Here is a 17,850-nt window from a genome sequence, read left to right on the forward strand (position 1 = left end):
CCGGCATACTGACACCTATGGCTGTACCGAAAATCGTGCTGTTCTACGTCTTCACCCCGCTACCGGACCCGGAGGCAATCCGGCTGTGGCAGCACACGCTGGCCGCGTCCAACAATCTCGGTGGCAGGATCATCATCTCCGAGCATGGGATCAACGCGACCGTCGGCGGAGAACTCGCCGACGTCAAGCGCTACGTCCGAGGAACGCGGAGTTACCCGGCCTTCAAAGACGCTGACATCAAGTGGTCGGAGGGACTGGGTGAGGACTTCCCGCGGCTTTCGGTCAAGGTCCGCTCGGAGATCGTGACCTTCGGGGCAGCGGAGGAACTGAAGGTCGACGCCGACGGAGTGGTCGGCGGGGGAGTGCACCTGAGTCCTGCGCAAGTGAACGAACTTGTCGATCGTCGTGGTGATGACGTCGTCTTCTTCGACGGCCGTAATGCGTTCGAGGCGCAGATCGGCAAATTCAAGAACGCTGTGGTGCCCGAAGTGGAGGCCACTCGCGACTTCGTCGCGCAACTCGACTCGGGGCAGTTCGATCATCTGAAGAATAGTCCCGTCGTCACTTACTGCACCGGTGGCGTGCGATGCGAGGTGCTTTCTTCGTTGATGCGCTCACGAGGTTTCGAAGAGGTCTATCAGCTCGACGGCGGAATAGTGCGCTACGCCGAGGCCTACGGCGACGATGCGCTGTGGGAGGGATCGCTGTACGTCTTCGACAAGCGAATGAAGATCGACTTCTCCGACCACACGTCGGTGATCGGCCGCTGCACGGTGTGCGCGAACCCGACTTCTCGGTACCAGGATTTCGACGACGACGAGGGCCGCGGGCTCCGCCTGGTCTGTGTCGATTGTGCCTGAGCCACTTCCGTATCGGCACGGTTTGGCGCCGTTGCGCATTCGGCTTCCACACGAGGATTTCTCGAAGACCCTGCTCGAGTACCTCAGTCGCGAGTACCCGGCCGACCCGTGGGAGCAGTCGATGGTCTCCGGCGAGGTCGTCGACGAGAAGGGGCGGCCGTGGTGCAGTGAAAGTGCCTATGCGCCAGGTCGATTCGTGTACTTCTACCGAGACCCGGCGCCGGAGACCCCGGTGCCGTTCGAGATGGACGTCCTCTACGACGGTGACGGCATCGTCGTGGTCGACAAGCCGCACTTTCTGGCAACGATCCCTCGGGGAAGGCACGTCACCGAGACCGCGACGGTGCGTGCGCGTCGGATGTTCGATTGCCCGGATCTCACGCCTGCCCATCGGCTCGATCGGGCGACGGCGGGAGTTCTGATATTCACCCGCACCAAGGAACTCCGACGGCCGTACCAGGAGCTCTTCGCGTCGAGATCGGTACTCAAAGAGTACGAGGCGATCGCGCCTTACGATCCGACACTGGAATTTCCGCGGGTGATCCGGAGTCGAATCATCAAAGAACACGGGGTCATGGTCGCCCATGAGGAACCGGGCGAGCCGAACAGTGAAACACGGGTCGAAATGATCGAGATCTTGGGTGAACGCGCGCGCTATCGACTTTTCCCGAAAACAGGCAAGACGCACCAGTTACGAATTCACCTGTCTTCGATGGGCATACCCATCGAAGGTGACCCGTTCTATCCGGAGTATCGGTCGGTACCGGGTGACGACTTCACCGAACCCTTGAGGCTTCTGGCGCGGGCGGTGGAATTCGAAGACCCGATCACCGGCGCTTCGCGTCGCTTCCGAAGCAAGCGGAGTCTGTCCGACTGAACTGTTCTCGGGTATGCGCCGATAGAGACACCGCAAACGAACGCACCCCCGGCCGCAGAGCGGACGGGGGTGCGTTCGAGGTGAAATCGCTACTGCGCGCGAGCCATTCCACGCTCTATGGCAGCGATGATCTGCGGACGTAGCTCGGCGGCGGGGACGATATGGTCTACCGACCCGACCTTCTGTGCGCGTTGGATGTTGTGAATCGCCTCGAATTCGGCGGCCACTTCACCGAGCTTCGAGTTGCGGACGTTGCCGCGCTCGGTTGCCAACTCGACGCGGATGCGCGCGCGTTCGGCGTCCGTCTCGGCGGCCGTCAGCTTCGCCTCGATGTCGAGGACTCGCGGATCGGCTGCGGTCCTGGCGTTGACGTCCCGCGTGAACACCACTGCCGCCGCCGGTGCGCCACCGAGAACCGAAGCGAACGATCCCTCGACTGCCAACACCTCCATGTTGTCGTTGAGTGCTCCGGAGAACACCACGAATGCGCCTCCGTGGTAGCGCGATACGACGCAGAACACGACTGGACCGTCGAAGTTGACTATTGCGCGGCCGATCTCGGCGCCGTACTCGAGCTGAATGTTGCGTAGGGACTCCGGTGAACCGTCGAACCCGGACAGGTTGGCGAGCACCACGATCGGCCGGCTTCCGCTGGCGGCGTTGATGGCTCGTGCGGTCTTCTTCGAGGAATTCGGGAACAGTGTGCCAGAAGTCCACTGATCGGGTCCGTCGGACGGGAACCATCCCTTACGCGGGATCGCTCGCGACTCGATGCCGATGACGCTGACCGGAATACCCGCCAGGTGGGCGTCGAAGACGACCGAAGTGTCCGCGTCGGCCATGTCTGCCCACCGTTCGAGGACGGTGTGATCCTGGTCGACGACGGCACGCATGACCGTGCGAATGTCGAACGGCTTCTTACGATCCGGGTTGGTGGCGGAGGAGAAGATGTCACCGACGGTGGTGAAGTCGGAAGACGGGTGCACGTGGGGGTAGCTCCGCACGTCGCGTTCGGTCGGATCGGTGGTGAGTGCGCGTCGCGGGAACTTCTCACCCGGTGCCGTATAGGCATGTTCGTAGTGCGCGAACAGCACCTCACACGCGGCACGCAGGTTCGGCGCCCAGTACTGGGCCTGGCCGTTCGGGCCCATGACTCGGTCGTAACCGCCGATGCCGAAGTTGTCCTCGGCGGAGACGCCGCCGGAGTAGTCGAGTGACTGCTTGCCGGTCAGGACCATGGCACTGTCCGGGGTCATCACGAGAATGCCTTTGGTGTGCGCCAACATCGTGGCCTCGGCATTCCAATACGGCTGTGCGCCGACGTTGATGCCTGCGACGATGATGTTGATTTCGCCGCCCGCCTGGGTGAACGTGATGATGCGACGAAGCCCACGTGACACCCAGTCCATGTTCTCGGTACCGGTACTCATCGAGATGGTGGCACCTGAGGACAGTGCGAACCACTCGACGGGAGCACCGAGGCGCTCGGCAAGGTCGATTGCTGCGACGATCCGCGAGCACTCGGCCTCGGCAACGGTTCCCAGCGACTTGGTCGGGTCACCGAACAAGGCAACTCGGGTAACGCCTTCGGGATAGCGGTCGGACGGAGTCGACACGAGTCCGACGATGATGCCTGCCGTGTTCCGGCCGTACTGTCGATCGACAGGAGCCAGGGTGGCGGTCTCGTCGAAGTCGTACTCGGTGAACGTGCCACCCGAACCGGTGAGCAGGGGAATCAGCTCGTACGGGTACACGGTTCCGCGCGCCTGCGAGCGCTGAACCTTCTGGGTGTATTCGTCCAGTGGACGCAGTGGCTCGGTCGGCCTGTCGGTGACCTTGGCGACGATACCTGCGCCGGAGCGATACGAGAATCGGATTGCGACGTCACGAACAGTCGCACTCGGTCCGTTCCTCAGCCTGGCGATCATCGTGATTTCTTCGAGCCCGGCACCGATGGTTGACGGCGCAATGTGCCGTGCAATTGCGGCGAGGCGATCCTCCGGCACATCGAGTACCGGCCACACGTAGAGGGTGACGCGGTTCGCATCGAGTCGGTTCTTACCCCGCTGGCTCTGGGCGCGCCGGATCCCGTCGAGGCAGGAGGCGACGGTTCTTTCGATCTCGGGAACAGCGACGACGATGCCGTTGTCATCGAGTTGCGTTGTCACTCCACGAATTTCGGCAAGAGCCATCAATCGCTCGTCGGACGGATTCTCTTTCGCCGTCAGATGGAACAAGTAGGTTCCGGGCGTTGCAGGAAGCCTGGTGCCCTCGAAGTTCTTGAGGCGCCAGAGGTCCAGGCGCTGCCCTGTCAAAGGATGCATGTCGCGAATGACGAGATCCTCGGCCAAAGGTTCGGAACCCTCGACGCTCGGGCGTCGGAACGTTACATGGCGAACATCGGTGCCGCATACGGTGATCGTGATCCGACGCCAGTTCTTGGTCCGGGGGTGTTCGGTGAGAACGGACTGGACGGTATTCGCGATGTCGTCGCCGCTGGCCGGGGCATCGGGCCACGCCAGATACAGGTCGACGGCAAGGTGTTCCGGAGCAGGCCCGGCGATGTCGTCGATCGCATCGATCGTCGCGGACAGTGAAGCGAACGTGGTTGCGGCCGAGACCAACTGGAGTCGCTCACCGGCGAGCTCGAAATTACCGGTGACGAAACGAACCCCGTCTCGGTCGAATGCCTCGACGTCTTCGAGATCGCGAATCTCGTAATACTGGCGAGTGATGACCTCGAGCAGTGCGCCGGGCTCGTCGATCCGTGAGCCCAGCAGATCGATCAACGGTTCGGGGGTGGAAACGAGCGCATCGATGCGAGCCGCGTAGTCCGGCGCGTCGGGGTTTTCGGCAAGGTACTGCAAGCTGCCACGGACCCCGTCGTGGACCTGGTCGCGTGAACGCCGGATCGAGGGGGCGTCGAACAGGCGAAAGCGCAGGTTGCGAGCGACGTCACCGATGACGGGGTACCGAGCCTGAGTCGCAACGATCAGGCGCTCGAGAACCTCACCGATGGCCGAACCTGCAGCGGGCTGCGCTGCCGAGTCCGTCAGCCAACGATCGAGGAGTGCCGAGACGACCGGAACTTGATTCTCGATACGTTGAAGTGCGAGGAATACCCGATATACAGCCTCTTCGAGTTCTGGGCTGCGCTCGAGGTCCTCGGCTCCGTAGTGCCGCAATGCGCGAGAAAGCTTGCCGCGGAACGACTCCGGAAGTCCTTGAATGTCTGCATCGAGAGAGTGCAGAAATGAGTGGAAGTGTTCGCGCGGGCTGTGTACCCGTTCGTCGGTGTTCTCCTCGTCCATGGTGGGACGGTTGCGGGAGAGTTCGCACATATCGGCGAATGTGTTGAGCAGTGCCAACTCTGCGTCGACGACCTGAGAATCGTCGCACGCCAACTCGTTGCGCACTGTCTCGTAGTCGGAGAGCAGAGCCTGTACACGGGAGGCGTTGACGTCGAAACCGGTGATGAGGGCCGACAGTTCGCCGAGATACGACAGCGCTTTGCATCGCGGTGTCTCACCCTCGGGTCGGTCCACGGTACGAAACTCCACGCGAGCGGTCTGCGTGGATGCCTTCTGCTCGCCGGCTTGATCGACACGCAGTAGCGCGGCACCGGAATCGACCTGGCCGTTGACCGAGGCCAAGACCTCGCGCACACGACCGGCGTACGGCGACCGGACAGCAGTTTCCATCTTCATGCTCTCGAGCACGACCAAGGTCTGGCCTGCCTCGACCTCGTCACCGACCGCAACCGGCACGGCAACGACGACGGCGGGCGCTGGAGCACGGACCAGTCCGGCTTCGTCCTGGCTTATCTGATGACTGATGCCATCCACTTCGACGAGGAAGTGCGCGGCGCCGGCGACGGTGACGATCGAAAAGCGGCGGTTGCCGAGGACGAGGCGGCTCTCGTACTGACCGAGGCGCTCGATGTCGACCTGAACATCGCCACTGTCTCCATCGACGCGGTAGAGGTGCGGTCCGATCTGACCGACGCCGAGCTTGTATGCCTGACCCTGGTAGTTCAGTTCCACGGTCCGGCCGATGGTGTGGCTTGCACGAGGACGGCCACCGCGGGCCGAGGACAGGAATGCGGCACGCTCGCGTCCTTCCTCGACGTCGTAGGCATCGATTGCCGCAGCGATGAGCGCGATGTCTGCCACGGCCGTCGGGCCGGTGGCCGTGCCTGCTTCGGATCTATCGAGCCAGCCGGTGTCGGCGGAGGCGGAAATGACCTCTTCACGGTCGAGCAGATCGATCAGAAACGACTTGGTGGTCGTTCCGCCGTCGATGACGACAGTCGTCTCGCGCAGTGCGTTGCGCAGCCGGGCGAGTGCTTCACCTCGGTCACGCCCCCAGGCGATGACCTTGGCGACCATGGAGTCGTAGTCGGGGGGAATGACGTCGCCCTGTGCAATGCCAGTGTCGACGCGGATGCCGCTGCCGAGGGGAAACTTGAGAAGTTCGACGGTTCCCGGTGCGGGTGCGAAACCGTTGTCGGCATCCTCGGCGTTCAGACGCGCTTCGACGGCGTGGCCGAACTCGGGTGGGCAATCACCTTCGAGGTGATCACCGTTGGCGACGAGGATTTGCAGTTTCACCAGGTCGATACCGGTGGTGAATTCGGTGATGGGGTGTTCGACCTGGAGTCGGGTGTTGACTTCGAGGAAGGTGAAGATCTTCTGCTCGGGCTGGTAGAGGTACTCCACCGTCCCAGCGCCGGTGTAGGAGGCGGCGCGCACGAGTTCGCTGGAGACGGTGCGCAGGTGATCGGCTTGCTCTTGTGTCAGGACCGGCGAGCTGGATTCTTCGATGACCTTCTGATTGCGACGCTGGATGGAGCAGTCGCGTACGCCCGGAGCCCAGACGTTGCCGTGGTTGTCGGCGATGACCTGGACCTCGACGTGGCGGGCGTCGGTGACGAGTCGCTCGATGAATACCACCGGGTCGCCGAACGAGCGTTCGGCTTCACCCTGCGTACGTTCGAGTGCGAGTTCGAGTTCGCTCTCCTCGTAGACCTTGCGGATGCCGCGACCGCCGCCTCCGCTGCGAGCCTTGATGATCAGTGGGTAGCCGATGGCCTGTGCGTGCCTGCGAGCGTCGGCTCGTGTTTCGACGGGTCCGCCGCTCCACGGTGCGACGGGAACTCCGACCCGTTCGGCGAGTAGTTTCGCCTCGACTTTGTCCCCGAGGAGGCGCATCGCGTCGGCGGAGGGTCCGATGAAGGTGATCTTCAGTCGTGCGCAGAGGTCGGCGAAGGCTGGATCTTCGGCGACGAAGCCCCACCCGACCCACACGGCGTCAGCGCCGGATTCGACGAGTGCCCGCTCGAGTTCTGCGTGATCGAGGTACGCGGATCCGACTTCTGGCTTACGTAGAACGACGGTCTCGTCGGCCCGCCTGACGAACATTGCTCGGCGTTCTGCCTCGGTGTGGAGGGCGACCGTCCGAATGCCGTAGTCGAACTCGGCGTTGAGTTCCTTGACGGCCCTGATCAGGCGTACTGCCGCCTCGCCTCTGTTCACTACTGCAATCCGTTTGAACAACGTTTCTCTCTCCGTCAGGTGGGTGAAAATGCTTTTCTCGAACGCCGGGCACGTCGAACGCCCGCGGGTTCTTGTCACATATCGGGCTTGCTGGGGACGGAACGACACTCTCGATCTCGAGAAACTTCTGTATGAACGAAAGTGGGAGTCGATGTACCAGCCCCCACGCATCGACCTCGATCTCGCTCGTTACCCCGCTGATCCCTCGTCGAAGACGTGGAACAGGTCTGAATGTCGTCCTATTCTAACGGATCACATGATTCTTACCATGTCAACGGCGTTATGGGCCGATGTGATTGATCTCGCTTAGTTCAAACCTCTACTACGGCAAGGTGTTTCAACGATGTTTTGGAATGCTGCTTGAAAAGTTCAGCAAATGCTTGACGGAATACTGACGAGTAGCGTTGCGACAACGGACATTTCGGTGCCGGCGATGGCCATTGACTACCGGCGGGTACGTTACCGGTCGGTACGTGTCACTCGGCACCGAATCGGAATCGGACATACGGCGCGAAATACGGAATTCGGGCCCCATACTGTCGATCGAGCTCGGATCGCTGATGGCGGAAAATCGGCTGTGAACCCGAATGGGCTTTTCTTTCACTTTTTGTGATCTACCACGACGAAAAGAACCTAGGGTCCGTAGATCGTGATCAATCCGGACGCAGAGACTAGTCTGGTGTACGCGCGCAAGCACCGTCCCGGTTAAAGGACGGCCGTTCGAGGATTTCAGAGGTTCAACAGTGTCGACTGCATCGGTTCCCGATCGTGGCCAGCAGCCGGATCCCAGCAGGGTCCCGGCTGAAGGGGGCGTTTTCGTGGAGGGCGAAGTATTGACGGAAGGGCATGAAGAACTCACGGACAGGGTTCTGCGCATGCTGCAATTCCTGCGCGAGATCGTCACCGCTCGCACCGAGCCCGTTCTGCATTACGAAAAACACCTTCGTGTCGAGTGGCTTCAGGCCGACTCGCCCGCGTCTCATCTGGATGCGTCGGCCGAGCAGGGCGGGGTCGTGCTCAGAGCCCGGCGGGTCGAGTTCGAAGAACCGCCGAAGCTCCCGGAGATTCTCGAAGGATTCGTCGATACCGAGATGGTGGCCGACAGCCGTCATCTGGACATCGAATTGATCGAATCGGCTTTGGCATCACCTACGAGCGAGGACGTCGATGCCGACGCCGACTTCGATGTCAGACACGCCTACCAGGTTCGACGTGCGTTCGAAACGTATTCGACCGAGTGGCGTCGGTGGGCACAATCGGATCGAGAGCAGCGACCGGAAGCCTCGCTCTACCACGCTCTCCAGCTGATGATGCAAGAACTGACTTCGCAACCGGAGTCCATCGAGCTGGTAGTCGCCTCAGGCCTGTTGAGTCTTTCGGCTCAGGGAACTGCAGGAGCGGTCGAGACGCACCTGCTGACCCAGTCGGCAGCAATCGAGTTGGACGTCCGCACCGGAGACTTGCTGGTCAAGCTTGCTGCCAATTCTCAACCGCGATTCGAAGACACTCAGCTGCTGACCGGCCGGTCCGGCTTCGACCCGTCCGGTTCGGTGAAGATGCAGAGTGACCTGCCGAGGCGCATCACCTCACCTCTCGACGACGACGTCGTGTCCCTGCTCGTGGAGTGGGCCGATACTGCGCTGGACATACCGGTCGACGTTCGAGCCGATCTGGATCGGCCGTCGACCGCCGACGCTCCCGAGTACGGGGCGACGGTGACGTTGTCGCCCGCCCTGGTCATGCGGAAGCGAAATGCCTTTGCTCTGCGTGACTACTACGAACAGATGATCGCCGATCTCGCCAAGCCAGGTTCGAGGCTTCCGCTCGGTTTGGCGCAGTTGGTGGAGCCCATCGAACCCGCCGAACGCTTGGCCTGGTTGGAGCGAATGGGTGCGGCGGAGACTCGGTCGCTGGCTACGGATCCACTCTTTCCGCTTCCGGCAAACGCCGAACAGTCACAGATCCTGCGCAGGCTAGGCCGTGACAGCGGTGTAGTGGTCGAAGGTCCTCCCGGTACCGGGAAGACGCACACCATCGCGAATCTGGTGTCGGCATTGCTCGCCCGCGGCCAGCGTGTGCTCGTCACCAGTGAGAAGTCACAGGCGCTTCGCGTGCTTCGGGACAAACTTCCACCCGAACTTCAGGAGCTTTGCGTCTCGATCACCGATCTCGGGCGCGGTGGATCCGAGGAGCTCAATCGCAGCGTCGCTCGTATCGCAGATCGCAAAGCGGCATACAACGACGTGGATGCGGCCGAGAAGATCGCGTCATTGACCGCGCGACGGTCGGATGCTTCGGCGCGGCGTGCCGTGCTACTCGATGCCATCGCCGACCTGCGCGTGTCTGAAACTGTTGTGCATCAGTATGTTTCCGATGGATTCGAGGGGACCGCGGCTGCGATCGTCCGCAAGGTCAAGGCAGCGGAAGAGGCTCACGAGTGGCTGCCGGGACCGTTGTCGACGGATCGCCCCACGCTGATCGGAACCGAGGTGGATCGGCTGCGGAAGTTGATCGCGACCGCGCCGGATGGGCGTGCGGCCCGAGCCGGGCAGTCACTCCCACGGCTGGACACCATTCTGCCGAATTCGGCAGAACTACGTTTGTTGTGTCGGCGAGCGAGCGCCAAGGTTCATGTGGAGTCCGAGCATTCGTCCAGGCTTGTCGAGTTCCTCGGCGGAGTCGACCCGGCCGCAGCTCTGGGTATTCGGCAACTGTGCGAAGAACTCGACGCGCGAGTGCGTGACGTTCTCGAACTGGACCAACTCTTCCAGCAATTGACCGATTCCGTGTTGTCCGGCGAAGCTGCGCACCTATGGTCACGGGTAAGCGGTATTTCCTCCATGGCCGAGGTCGCGGCTCGGGCCGATCGCTTCATCGGTGCTCATGATGTGCAGTGTTCCTCGTCGACGACCGCTGCGCTCAACGCGATGGAATCCCTCACTGTCGCTTTGGAATCGGGAATCGAGTGGAAGCCTAGGTTCCGAAAAAGCGAACAGCAGCGTGTCGTCGAAGATCTTGGTATCACGGCGACCGTCGATGGCGTTCCAGTTGCGTCGGCGAGCGCCGGCAGGCTCGTGACAGAGCACATTCGTGCTCTCGATATCGTCAGCACCGCGGCGACCCTGCTCGGGGACCTGCGGATCTCGGTGTCCACCGACGGACCCCGGTCACGACGTGTGAACGATCTTCGGCTCGTCAGTGACAAGCTCACGTTGGTGGCAGGTGTTCTGCATGCGCGCGACGCGTTGGTCGAGAAGCTGTACGCGGTGTCGCCCTCGGCGCCGTGGATTCGAAGCCTCGACGACGCGGCGCAGTTCGCTGGGTCGGCAAGGGCGATTGCTACCCGTATCGATGCAGACGTGGCCAAGGCCGAACTGAGCAGAATTCTGTATTCCGTTGCAACGCAGGTGGATGTCGGACCGTCTCCCGAGGGAAAAGCTCTCGTGACGGCGCTGAACTCGGCCGACGAGGACGCCGTTGCCGAGGCGTCGGGGAACTACATCGCGGCATGCCAGGAGCAGGACGATCAGCGGGTACAGGACGAGTTGGCGAAGAAACTCGCCGATGCTGCCCCCGCGTTGTACCAACTGGTTTTCGACACGGCCGGCGACTCCGACTGGGATGAAATCAGTTGGCAGATGTCCAAGGCGTGGGCGTGGCGTCGAGCGCGCGAGTGGGTAAGCGAACAGCATCGCGGCGGTGTCGAACATCAGCTCGATGTCGAACTGAACGCACTCGACGCAGATCTGAAGTACCTGACGGCTCAGCTGGCGGCCGCGATGGCCTGGCGCGACTGTCTCGAGCGCATGACGGCTGTGGAAGTGCGTGCGTTGCAAACGTATCGGGAACATATGTCGTCGATCGGGGCAGGCGCAGGTCGATACGCGGAAACGTTCCGCAGCGCTGCGCGTTCGGCTATGAGAGATGCGCAAAGTGCCGTTCCGGCGTGGGTCATGCCTCTTTCTCAGGTCTTGGCGACAGTGCCGCCCATAGCGGACAGTTTCGATGTCGTGATCGTCGACGAAGCCAGCCAGGCCGACATCAGCAGCCTGTTCCTCCTGTATCTCGCACCACGGGTGATCGTCGTCGGTGACGATCGGCAATGTGCACCCGCAGACGTCCCGCAGGCGGGAACGCTCGAAGACGTGTTCACCCGACTGGACGTGTATCTGCCGGATCTGCCCGAACATGTTCGGGCGACGTTGACTCCACGGTCGTCATTGTTCTCGATGCTGCGCACGCGTTTCGGCCAAGTCGTCCGTCTGCGCGAGCACTTTCGATCGATGCCGGAAATCATCAACTGGTCATCGCAACAATTCTATGGAGATTCGCCCCTGGTTCCTGTGCGTCAATTCGGCGCAGACAGGCTCCCGCCGCTTCGCCATACTTTCGTACCCGATGCATTGGTGAGAGGGAAGGGCGCTTCGCTCGTCAATCATGCCGAGGGTCAAGCCATCGCTGGTCAGATCCTCGAATGCCTTGCCGATCCCCTGTACGACGGTAAGACATTCGGCGTCGTCGTGCTGCAGGGAACGGCTCAGGTCGATGAAATCCGAAACGAATTGATCAAGCGCATCGGAATCGACCAGTGGGCGGATCGAAGGCTCCGAGTCGGGACACCACCGGACTTTCAGGGAGACGAACGAAGCGTCGTATTCCTGTCGATGGTGGTCGCACCGAACCAGGACTTTCCCGCTCTCAGCGCAAGCCAGTACAAGAGGCGGTTCAATGTCGCGGCCTCGCGTGCGCAGGATCAACTCTGGCTGTTCCACTCGGTCACAGTCGATCGGCTCAAGCGGTCCGACCTACGGAACTCGTTGCTCGCGTATGTCACGTCGACCTCACCTGCGCCTGCGAATCCGATGCCGCGCGATGTCACGCCGGATGTTCGGCGCAGCGAGTTCGCGAGTCTGTTCGAGCAGCGACTGTTCGTCGATCTGAGAGATCGTGGATATCACGTCAACCCCGGCGTCGAGGTGAACAATCGACGTATCGATTTGGTGGTCACCGGTCAGGTATCCAGGCTCGCCGTGGAATGCGATGGGGACTCGATTCAGTCCACTCCGGAGCGTCGTCTGGCCGACCTTCAGCGCGAGCAGGAACTCAAACGTTGTGGCTGGACGTTCTGGCGTGTGCGCGAGTCGGAGTATTACCTCGATGTCGAGGCCGCGCTGGAGGATCTGTGGAATACCCTGTCCGCGTTAGGAATCGAACCGAATACGATTTCGATTGCGCCCGCGGAAACGGTGACCGAGGAGTGGATTCCGGTCGATTTGGATCGACTGCACGATGATGTGCAAGCAGAGGACATGCCAGTGGACAATTCGGTGGATGTGTCGGCTGATCATGCAGTGGAACGTCCCGACACCAGCCAGACGAGTGCTGCTGCGGAAACGCCGTGGAACGCGTGGCGGTCAGCGCCCGACGGCCAGAAGTACGACATGTGGACCATTCCGAGCGAAGACCCCGAGCGCCGGTTTCCGACTGCTGAGTTGCCCATCAACGGCTATCACGATGGAGGCCATGGCCACCACAGCTGAGCGAACCAAATGCTATAGCGTGGATGGCGTCCGACTGTGTCTGTCGAAGGAGTGCCAATGTCGCGAATCGCCATTTTCGGAGGACACGGGCAGGTTGCGCTCCGTCTAGCGCCGTTGCTCGTGGAGCGCGGACACGAAGTGGGGTCGATCGTTCGTAACCCGGATCACGTCGCCGACATCGCGAACGTCGGCGCCACACCGTTGGTGGCCGACATCGAGAATCTGGATGTCGAGAAGATCGCGGCGTTACTAGACGGCTTCGACACAGTCGTATGGTCGGCAGGCGCAGGCGGGGGAAGTGCCGACCGAACGTATGCCGTCGACCGTGATGCGGCAATTCGCTCGATGGACGCTGCCGGGCGAGTGGGCATCGCGCGCTACGTCATGGTGTCGTATTTCGGGGCGGGCACCAAGCACGGAGTAGATCCGAGCAATTCCTTCTTCGCGTACGCGGAGGCCAAGGCGGCCGCCGACGCGTACCTGAAATCCACGTCGTTGTCCTGGACGATCCTGGGACCGAGTGCGTTGACACTCGACCCCGGCACCGGATCGATCACCACCAAAGACAACGGTGCCACCGGTGCTTCGGTCACCCGGGACGACGTCGCAGCCGTAGTGGCCGAAACCGTCGACACTCCGGCGACCATCGGACGTGTCATCGAATTCGACAACGGCGACACGCCCATTGCAGAGGCGCTCAGCTGAGTCGGATCTCCGAAGCACTTGTCCTGGAATTTCGCCGTCTCTGCAGCGAGGAACACACATGGCGGATTCACAACCGACCGGTGACACCGAGATCCACCCGTCCGAGTCAGGGCCTTCCCGACGTCGATGGCTGATCGCACCGATAGTTCTGATCGTCGTCACACTCCTGTTCGGTGTCCCACTGTGGACGCTTTTCTTCTCCGGTTCCGACTGGCCGTTCTCGATGCGAATATTCGGCTGCGTTCTGTTCGTCGCCGCTGCAATCGCCTTGCCGGTGTCCATGGCCCGCGGACACGCGCGCGCCCATGACCGCGCGGCATTGGTCGGTGACACGTTGCTCGGAACCGTGTGGGTGCTGTTCGTGTGGAGTGCACTCGGTTGGATTGTCGGAGTGCTCCTCGCCCTTGCCGGTCTGGAAGATCCCCTGCGATCGCGCGTTGTGGCTGCCGCGGTCGTCCTCGTGGTCATCGGATTGTTGATGTGGGGCCATTACGAGGCGATGCGCGTGCCACGCGTCGTCGAGCGCAGCGTGGTGGTTCCGCGTCTCGGTGCCGGACTCGACGGACTCCGTGTCGTGATGATCACCGACACGCATTACGGGCCGTTGGATCGAGCCGGTTGGTCAGCGAAGGTCGTCGACGTCGTCAACACATTGGAAGCCGATGTGCTCTGTCACCTCGGAGATCTGGCAGACGGTTCGGTCCTGCGGCGTGAGCATCAGGTCCTGCCGTTACGGGGGGCACGCGCAGCCCTGGCCAAGGTCTACGTGACGGGAAATCATGAATACTTCGGCGAAGCGCAGGACTGGCTGGATCACATGGAGACGCTGGGCTGGACGGCCCTGCACAACAAGCACCTCGTGGTCGAACGTGGCGGTGCGAGGTTGGTCGTCGCCGGTGTGGACGATCGAACGGCGGCAGCTTCCACACTCGAAGGGCACGGAGCAGACCTCGATCGTGCGCTCGAGGGAGCCGACGCGGACCTGCCGGTCTTCCTCCTGGCGCATCAGCCCAAACAGATCGACGAGGCAGTTCGACGCGACGTCGAAGTGCAGGTTTCCGGTCATACCCACGGTGGGCAGATCTGGCCGTTCGAGTACCTGGTCCGACTCGATCAACCGACGGTTCATGGCCTGAGCAAGCACGGTAAGCACACCCAGCTCTACACCAGCCGCGGCACCGGTTTCTGGGGACCGCCGTTTCGCGTCTTTGCGCCCAGCGAGATCACCGTGCTCGTACTACGGACAGAGGCGCCGTGACAGTCCAACTTCTCGCAACCGACCTCGATGGCACTCTGCTTCGCTCGGACAGAACCATCTCAGCGCGTACTTCCGAAGCGATGGCGGCGGCACAGGCGTCGGGGATCGAGGTCGTCTGGGCCACGGCCCGGGCACGCCATTCGATCGACGAGTTGGCTGCCTCCTGTGGATTCACAGGTAAGGCCATCGGTGCCAACGGCGCAGTCGTGCTCGACCTCGCCGACGGCACGCCGGTCATCACCGAGACGACCGGAATCGAATCCGACGTCGTGACCACTGCTATGACCAGGGTTCGCGAGCTGGTTCCCGGAGTCGCCTTCGCCACGGTCGGTCCGACTCGGTTCGTCGCCGAGCACGACTATGCAGCGATGTGTGTCTTCGCGGACCATCATCGACATCCCCACGAGATGGACGTCTCGGTCGACGTGTTGCCCGCGGCGTCGGAGCAGACCGTCAAGATCGTCGCCCGACATCCGGAGCTGGCTAGCGTCGACCTGTTCCACGCTGTCCTGGCAGCAGGGGTAGGGGGAGTGGAGCTGACGCATTCGGGCGCGCCATATATCGAGATGTCCGCTGCAGGCGTGTCGAAAGCCAGTGCGCTGTCGGTGCTGTGTGCGGAACTCGGGATCGAGCGAGCTGCCGTCGCGGCTGTGGGTGACGCGTTCAACGACCTACCGATGCTGGGCTGGGCGGGTACTGCCTTGACCACTGCCAACGCGATGGCCGAGATCAAGGCTGTCGCTCATCGCGTACTGCTTTCGAACGATGACGACGGCGTCGCGGGTTACTTGGAAGAGCTCGTCGCCGGCCGCCGATGACGGACTACCTCGGACAGGCGCCGCTTGCCGAGAGTGTGCCGGGGTGAAGATGCCCGGCACGCCATGAGCAGCGCGCACTTTACGATCGAAATCCTATTGTCTCGAAACGTCAGGAGATGTACGGGTGGAACAGAGCAGTGGATCCAATCGCATGACCGTCGCCCAGTACCTTGCGGCGCACGCCGTAGCGGTGACATCCGTCGATCGCGCCCAGGCCGCGACACTCGGCATCGAGGCCCCCGTACCCGCTGGATGGCAAGCGGCGCCCGAAGAACAATTCCCCGGCGCCACCCAGGTTCTTGTCGAGCCAGGCCTGGTCGAAGGCGGCTTCGCGCCCAACGCAGTATTGCTTGTGGGCTCGCTGTCCACTCGCGTCGACGCCGATGACCTCCTCGACTGCAGTTTCACCGACGCCCGCGCGATGGAGGGCTGGGTCGAAACAGAGGCGAGCTCCGACCCGTTCGGTGGCCATCCATCGCGGTTCATCAGAGGAACATTCGTCGCCGAGCAGTGGGAACTGGCCGTCACGACCCGGTACATCGTCGTGCAGAGCGAGACGCAGTATCTGGTTCAGCTCACGGTGACCACCTTCGCCGACCACGCAGACAAGCTGGCATTCGACATCGATGCGATCAACAGTGGCCTTCTGAACGCAGTCTGAGCCTTGCCGAAGCGCGGCCGCTACTAAGGTCGAGTGATGCGGAATCGCACTGGACGCGTGCGGCACCTGTCCCTGGTGCCGGACCTTTTGGACAGCTCTGACAGTCCCGAGCTCGAGATCGCCGACGATACGTTCACCGACGCGTCCGGCGACTACGGCGCTCCGGTCGCGAGGTACACGATTCGCGTCTCCTTGGACGGCGTCGAACCGGCAGTGTGGCGAAAGTTCGAGGTCCGGTCCGACCTCTTACTCCCCGAATTTCACCAGGTGCTGCAGCAGGTGATGGGGTGGAACGATGCTCATTCGCACCGCTACCGGTTGCGGAAGTCAGTAGCGGTCATGCGATACGACTTCGAGACCTCACTGGTCGAAGCAGGGTCGGTAATCAACGAACAGCACGTCAGGTTGGATAGCGTTCTCGACAAAGAGGGCGACGTCATCGGATACGAATACGATTTCGGCGACGGATGGAAGCACACCGTCGAACTCGAATCCCTCATCGAGCATCACGAGGATCTTCGTACCCTGTGCCTCGACGGCGCGCGTGCGTGTCCGCCCGAGAACAGCGGAGGACCCGTCGGCTATCGCCATCTGCTCGACGTACTCCGAGACCATGACCACGCGGAATACGAAAGTCTGCGGGAATCGGTTGGACCGTTCGACCCCGAGCGGTTCGAGGTAGCTCGTGTGAACGAAGGTTTTCGAGCCGGCACTCCCGTGCGATCGGCCGAGGCCGAGGCCGCCGTCGCGTCGAAGTTGATCGCACGGCTCTTCGGGACCGCCCAGCCGGACCACATGCCCGCCCTGCTGGCGCTGCTACCGCGATGTGAGCTCACGATAGAAAGCTCTGTCGATTTGCCGGTTGCAACTGTGGCGATGAAAAAACTTTCCTGGTTGCTCGAGCTCGTAGGTGACACCGGATTGCAGTTGGCGCCCGGAGGCTATTTTCCGCCGGCAGCTGTCGAAGCCATGCGCGTCGAACTCGAATGGGGACTGGGGTGGATCGGATCGAGCCTCCGTGAGGTCGACAATCACCAGGTAGCCGATCTGCGCAATGCCGCCAAGCGTCTCGGCCTGGTGCGAGTCCTCAAGGGCGCTTTGGTGCGCACGAAAGCGGGAACTCGATATGCCGAAGACCCCATCGGTCTTTGGAGGCATTGTGCGTCGCGAGTCCCCTTGGGCAATGAAGCTCATGAGATCGACGGCGGAACGCTGTTTCTCGTCGCGCTCGCGTCGTCGGCATCCGCAACGCAACGGAACGCGATGATCGTGGAGACGATGCAAGCGTTGGGGTGGGGGACCAACAAATTGGTCGACGCCCACACCGCGGCACAGCCGACGGTCGACTTCTTGGACCTGATCGGCGCACATGGGCCGTCGCTGTACTTCCGAAGCGAGGTGTTCGACGCTCCCAGTTGGTCGAGACGATTCGCTCGCGACGCCTTGCGGAGTTGATGTAGGCCGCTGACCAGGCGATTTGGAGATGGCGTCAGAGTCGCGTAACTTTTGTCGAGTCAGAGCGACACGGACACCGACCCGGACCGAGAGGTGCGGGACACGAGGTTGTACGAGGTTC

The 17,850-nt window shown here is 62.1% G+C and carries 9 protein-coding genes; 8 read left to right on the forward strand and 1 reads right to left on the reverse strand.

Annotated features, from left to right (window positions below; genetic code table 11):
- Nucleotides 1–17 precede the first annotated feature (17 nt).
- Both H2510_RS09570 and H2510_RS09575 read left to right on the forward strand, forming a co-directional pair.
- Entirely contained in the window at nucleotides 18–860 is an 843-nt protein-coding gene (locus H2510_RS09570) for a rhodanese-related sulfurtransferase (protein ID WP_186628089.1), read from the forward strand.
- Complete coding sequence (locus H2510_RS09575; protein ID WP_397517342.1) at nucleotides 853–1,737, forward strand: pseudouridine synthase; 885 nt, start codon at nucleotides 853–855, stop codon at nucleotides 1,735–1,737. Before H2510_RS09570 ends, H2510_RS09575 begins: the two co-directional genes overlap by 8 nt.
- Nucleotides 1,738–1,826: 89 nt before the next feature.
- On the opposite strand, the gene H2510_RS09580 is transcribed toward H2510_RS09575, so the two are convergent.
- Nucleotides 1,827–7,292 (reverse strand): carboxyl transferase domain-containing protein, encoded by a 5,466-nt coding sequence (locus H2510_RS09580; RefSeq protein ID WP_186628090.1) that lies wholly within the window; start codon nucleotides 7,290–7,292, stop codon nucleotides 1,827–1,829.
- Nucleotides 7,293–8,167: 875 nt separating this feature from the next.
- On the opposite strand from H2510_RS09580, the gene H2510_RS09585 reads away from it, so the two are divergent.
- The 6 genes from H2510_RS09585 to H2510_RS09610 all read left to right on the forward strand — a co-directional run bounded on the left by H2510_RS09585 (nucleotide 8,168) and on the right by H2510_RS09610 (nucleotide 17,729).
- Complete coding sequence (locus H2510_RS09585) at nucleotides 8,168–12,832, forward strand: AAA domain-containing protein (protein ID WP_186628150.1); 4,665 nt, start codon at nucleotides 8,168–8,170, stop codon at nucleotides 12,830–12,832.
- 57 nt (nucleotides 12,833–12,889) lie between these two features.
- Nucleotides 12,890–13,537 carry an SDR family oxidoreductase gene (locus H2510_RS09590; RefSeq protein WP_186628091.1) on the forward strand — a complete coding sequence of 216 codons (648 nt, stop codon included), beginning with the start codon at nucleotides 12,890–12,892 and terminating at the stop codon, nucleotides 13,535–13,537.
- Between the two features lie 58 nt (nucleotides 13,538–13,595).
- Nucleotides 13,596–14,795: a metallophosphoesterase gene (locus tag H2510_RS09595; RefSeq protein ID WP_186628092.1), complete on the forward strand. Its 1,200-nt coding sequence runs from the start codon at nucleotides 13,596–13,598 to the stop codon at nucleotides 14,793–14,795.
- Nucleotides 14,792–15,613: a Cof-type HAD-IIB family hydrolase gene (locus H2510_RS09600; protein ID WP_186628093.1), complete on the forward strand. Its 822-nt coding sequence runs from the start codon at nucleotides 14,792–14,794 to the stop codon at nucleotides 15,611–15,613. The genes H2510_RS09595 and H2510_RS09600 overlap by 4 nt, the downstream gene beginning before the upstream one ends.
- A 124-nt stretch (nucleotides 15,614–15,737) precedes the next feature.
- The gene (locus H2510_RS09605; RefSeq protein ID WP_315901311.1) at nucleotides 15,738–16,274 is read left to right on the forward strand and encodes an LpqN/LpqT family lipoprotein; all 537 of its coding nucleotides are present in this window, start codon (nucleotides 15,738–15,740) and stop codon (nucleotides 16,272–16,274) included.
- Between the two features lie 36 nt (nucleotides 16,275–16,310).
- On the forward strand, nucleotides 16,311–17,729 hold the full coding sequence (locus tag H2510_RS09610; RefSeq protein WP_186628094.1) for a plasmid pRiA4b ORF-3 family protein: 1,419 nt from the start codon (nucleotides 16,311–16,313) through the stop codon (nucleotides 17,727–17,729).
- The last annotated feature ends 121 nt before the right edge of the window (nucleotides 17,730–17,850 follow it).

The organism is Rhodococcus sp. BP22 (genome assembly GCF_014281965.1).
GTDB lineage: Bacteria > Actinomycetota > Actinomycetes > Mycobacteriales > Mycobacteriaceae > Rhodococcoides.